Origin of the sequence: Streptomyces sp. PA03-6a (assembly GCF_033792765.1) — a bacterium.
Lineage (GTDB): Bacteria > Actinomycetota > Actinomycetes > Streptomycetales > Streptomycetaceae > Actinacidiphila.
On record NZ_JARAVK010000413.1, the window covers coordinates 1 to 4,970 of the forward strand.

Here is a 4,970-nt window from a genome sequence, read left to right on the forward strand (position 1 = left end):
CTAGGCAACCAGGAGCGCGTCATCGTCACCCTCATCTACCTGCGAAAACTGTGCACCCTGGATGTCCTCGCCGACGCCTTGGGCGACGTGAGCAGGTCCCCATCGGCAACGTCGTCCGAGAACTGCGGCCCCTGCTCCAACAAGGCGGCCACCTGCCACCACCGGGAACCACCCGATACCGCACCGCAGCCGAACTCCTGGCCACGACAACACCTTGATTCTTTACGGCTCCACTACGCCCGCAACCTGCTCTCGCAAGTCCCGAAGTCGGCCCAGCCGTCGGTGGCCACGCTGCTGCGGACGGTCTTCGAACAGCCCGACACCACCGCAGTCCACACCCAGCTGAAGCAGGTCATGAACGCCCTGGACAAGAAGTTCCCCAAGGCTGCCGAGCACCTGGATGCAGCCCAACACGACCTGCTGGCCTTCACCGCCTTCCCTCGCGAGATCTGGCGGCAGATCTGGTCCAACAACCCCCAAGAACGACTCAACAAGGAAATCCGGCGCCGCACCGACGTGGTCGGCATCTTCCCGGACCGCACCGCCGTGATCCGCCTCGTCGGCGCGGTCCTGGCCGAGCAGAACGACGAATGGACCGAGGCCCGCCGCTACATGGGCCGCGACCTCCTCGCCAAAGCCCGCCTCCACCCGATCGAGTCACGAAACGACGACACCGCCCTGCCCACCACACTCACCGCCTAGCCTCAAAGAAGAGATCACCGAGTGGCCGTCGATACACCACTCCCACGGACGTGACCGTTGAGGTTCTCACACAGCGCCATCATGGAGCCTCACGAAGCGGGCGTTGGTCCTACGTGCGGCGGTGCAGGGCTTGAGTGCGGTGCTTGACCTACGCGATCTTCATGCCGCCGTATGCCCCGCATGCCGAGTCGGTGAGGTCAGCGAACTCAGAGACGAAGAGTGCCCATTTGAGCTGCTTGTTTCTGGTTTTGTAGGGTTTCCCCGCAGATCACCGAGCCCGAACTCCGGGTCGCTGTGGCGAGGCCAGCGCAAGCGGAGAGGTAGCCATCGGTGGAAAGGTGCTGCCTTCGGCGCTGCGGATCTGGGCCGGCGTCCCCAGTCCACCCGTTGTCCCCGAGTGATGATCGAGGACAACGGGCAGCATTAGCCATCAGCGCTCAAGTGAGAGGCAGTTGGTAAGCGCCTCCGCAGCGGCTTTGTCGCGGGATCCGACGGAACATCAGTGCGGGCGCCCAAGGCATGCTGATGTGCACGGATGATGGTGAAGTCCGCCGAGATACCCCAAGTCGTTCTCCCCAACCGCGTCGGCCTCGGCTCGGACCAGCAACAGACGCTCCCACATCCCGTCCGCCACACCACAGACAGCACCGTTCACAGATCGTCTTCCATGGCCCGAACCGCAGATCACGCAACTGCACACCATTCTGTACCCGATACAGAATGCCGTCGCTCACCTGCCGGTGGTCCACACCACAGCGCCCGTTGCTGACCGGCAGGGCGACCGTAGCCGTCGGTACTCTGCGGCAGTCAGAACGCTGCATCCCATGTTCACATCAGCGACTGAACATCGAGTAGCCATGTGATCGGCTGGACCAACACCCGGCAAACGGGCGAGCAATCAGGGGGCAGCGGGTGATGTTGGCAGCGCGCCAAATCGAGCTCGGTTCGCTGACCCTGGCGCGAGCGTTGCCGCTATCGTAAGCGCCGAATAGAGTGCGCTCTCCTGACTGTCTACATCGAAAACATGGCTGCCTGCGTACCACAGGCCATCCTTGCCGTTACGGCGTTGCAGCACCGCCTGTGCCCGGATGAAGTCTGGCGTCAGTATCGGATGACGAAAATCCATGCTGGCTAGCAGTTGCTTCGGCTCTTCACGGCGGTGCAGCGCCCAGCTCTTGAACACGTCGACGTCACCACGCAGCCGTGCATAGGAGATCGACGCCTCGCAGTACTCACCATCGCGGGTGATGTTGAAGGATGACCAGTCGGCCTTCGAGGCCGGCATGTAGACGGGATCCTGGTGGATCGCGATCCGAGCTGGCATGTAGCGAAATCGTCCGTAGGTACGGACGAGCGGGTCAGTATGGGGCATCTGGGCCACCAAGGCTGCAGCAGGCTCGGGTGGCAAGGCGAGCACGACTTGATCTGCGAGGTGAACCCGTCCTCGGGCGTCAGTGATCCTGTACCGGCCCCCCTGCCTGGCAAGTCCTACAGCTCGCGTATTCACCAGTGTGGTCACGTTGGTGAACTCGTCAGCTATAGCCGCCACAACGGCTTGCAGCCCGTCGCGTGCATTGACGTATTCCGTCCTCGCTTCAGCCCCCTCGCCAACCAACGGACGGACAGCAAGCGCCAAAGCCGCACGCGCGGAAAACTCCTTGACCTGACTGATCGTGGCGCCGTTCACCGAGGCTACGTAGGGATAGACGAAATTCTGCTTCAGCTCCTCGTCAACCCCCATCGTCTCGACGAGGTCGGCAACGGTGACGTCCCAGTCCCTGCGGGTCTCTAGATCCTTTGCCCTGCCCATCAACTCCGCCACCGCCTGCAAAGCAGGCAGATACTGCAGAACGTTGGTAATTGGCCGGTCAATGCTAGGTGACACCATGACGGGAGTTGGCACACCGTACTGAATGACGGTGTTGTCTAACTGATTCGGTACCGTAGGCACCTGGAGAACCGACGTTACAAGTTGATTGTAAATTGGGTGCGATGCAGGCCCGAAGAATTGCGCGCCCATGTCGATCATCACCCTACGGCCCTGGGATGTATCGATGGGGAGACTGGCTGCGTGACCTCCCAACTGGGAAGCTGTCTCCAGCAGTGTCACGTCATGCTGCCCGTCGAGCAGCCAGGCGCTCGCGACACCAGCGACACCGCCGCCAATGATCACGACCCGCTGCCGCGAACGGTCGGTCACGGAAGCGTTTGCTCGCTCAGCCCCAACGATAGCGTTCGTCAGCGCCGCTACTGCGCCCATGCTTGCCGCAGCCATAACACTTCGCCGCCCGAGGCGGGGCGTATCGCTGTCATGAATCATATGGATACCTTTCTTTTTGTCGCGCTTGAAAAAGGAATCGCTTCCACTCGCCAGACCGATGACCCGCGGCTCACGTGGAGTAGATACTCACCGCAGCTGCGAATCGCTGATATAGCCGGAGCCGATCAGCAACTTCCTGTAGTTGGACTTATCGACCACCACCGGCTCCAGAAGACGAGCGGGAACGACTTTGTTGCCATTGTCGTACTGCTCTGTGTCGTTGACGACCGGCTTTCCACCCTTGATGATCGCTTCTGCCATATCTACGGCTACGGTAGCCAGCTTCCTGGTGTCCTTGAAAACCGTCATCGATTGCTTGCCTGCGATGATCTCCTTGATCGAGTCAACCTCAGCGTCCTGGCCAGTCACCAGCGGCATCTTCTTGTCGCCCGAGCCGTAGCCATCGTCCGTAAGGGCTTTGACCACTCCGCGTGAGATGCCGTCATAGGGGGAAAGAACTGCGTCAACCTCGGCGGAGCCATAGTGTTCACGCAAACGGGTCGCCATCGTAGCTTCGGCATCCTCACCGCTCCAGTGCAGAATTGTCACTTGACTGGTGCGGATATTGTTACTTTTGACAACGATTTTCCCGTTCCTGATCCACTTTATCAAAACATCCATGGATCCGTTATAAAAAATTCCAGCATTATTGTCATCGGGATCTCCCGCAAACAATTCAACATTAATCGGGCCCGCGCCTTCCTTGAGCCCGAGCTTATTTATAATGTAGTTTCCTTGGAGCTGCCCAACTTTGTAATTATCAAAGCTGGCATAATAGTCCACATCGCTGGTGCCCATCAGAAGTCGGTCGTAGGCAATGACCTTTACACCCCTACTTGACGCAACCTTCAGCACATCCCCGAGCTCATAACTGTCAACGGCGCTGATGATCAGAACCTTGTCGCCCTGGTCTACCATGGCTTGGACTTGCTCGGCTTGCAGCCCAGCGTCCTCATTTGCAAATTTTAGATGCGCCGTATATCCCGAATCCGTGAATGCCTTGGCCATACTCTCGCCCTCGGACACCCAACGCGTCTGAGCCTTGCTCGGCATTGATATACCTACGGAAACCCGGCTCTCGTCAGAACCATTGCCACACGAGGCGGTGCAGCACATGGCTAGAAGAACAATGGCAGCCGGCACCGCCGAACGCCCGTAAACACTTCTCAAGGAACGCAAGATGTCAATCCTTCTACGTGGCATCGGCAAGTTATTGCAATTTCTGCCCGACGCGCCTATGGAGACCACCCTGATGTGGCAATTTTCACAGGATTACAAAACGCCACTTGTACGGCTCTACAATTCCCGATCATGACCACGTAAGCCATCTCAGGAAGCGTCTCGCCGACACTTGCTTTCACACCCGGAGGCTGGTACCACACGAGAGCTAGTTACCCCGCTCACTGTCGCTGCTAAGAAGAGCGATCGCGCGCGCTGCGCTCGTCGACGTTTCGACTGGGCGTGGCATTTCCTAGCATCACAAGGAGTGCACCTATAGATGTTAGGCACTCAAATGATGAGCGCACAAGATCCCCTCGCTGGCAAAATACGCGAACCAGAAACCCAGTCGGATCAATACACGTATGCGCGAAACGCCTTTTGCAGTCCACGAAAAATCGCGAAAGCGGAGGATGTCGCACGGATTCCACCCGAAAGATGCGTGCCACAATAGCGAAACGTACGGTGCAAATATTGAAGCAAAGCGCCATGATCATAGAACTTAAGCGTCAAGGCGCGGCGGACCCGACCTCCGCGTATCGCAACCTCTGGCTGGTACAGTAAGCAGCTATTTGACCACATGAATCCGTCTTGTCGAAATAGCCCGCTGGATGCAGGGGCGCCGGCTACGGGGTTGCGTCCTTGGAAGTGGTGTAGCGGGTTGGACCTGATGCGGGGGTTTGCTCCGGCGTCTGGGTTGGTGCCCGCATAGACAAACGGCCACCGGCTG

Annotated in this window: 3 protein-coding genes; 1 reads left to right on the top strand and 2 read right to left on the bottom strand. The window is 59.0% G+C overall.

Features of this window, described 5'->3' with window-relative positions:
• Positions 1-702 (top strand): transposase (locus tag PV350_RS44370; RefSeq protein ID WP_500339042.1); only part of this gene is annotated, 702 nt, incomplete at its 5' end.
• An 898-nt stretch (positions 703-1,600) separates the two neighbouring features.
• On the opposite strand, the gene PV350_RS44375 is transcribed toward PV350_RS44370, so the two are convergent.
• Positions 1,601-3,022 (bottom strand): FAD-dependent oxidoreductase, encoded by a 1,422-nt coding sequence (locus PV350_RS44375; protein WP_500339043.1) that lies wholly within the window; start codon positions 3,020-3,022, stop codon positions 1,601-1,603.
• Positions 3,023-3,109: 87 nt separating this feature from the next.
• Complete coding sequence (locus PV350_RS44380) at positions 3,110-4,225, bottom strand: substrate-binding domain-containing protein (protein ID WP_500339044.1); 1,116 nt, start codon at positions 4,223-4,225, stop codon at positions 3,110-3,112.
• Positions 4,226-4,970 lie beyond the last annotated feature (745 nt).

Coding starts and splice junctions, on each gene's coding strand:
- PV350_RS44375 (WP_500339043.1), bottom strand. CDS start 3,022: ATGATTCATGACAGCGATACGCCCCGCCTCGGGCGGCGAAGTGTTATG.
- PV350_RS44380 (WP_500339044.1), bottom strand. CDS start 4,225: ATGCCACGTAGAAGGATTGACATCTTGCGTTCCTTGAGAAGTGTTTAC.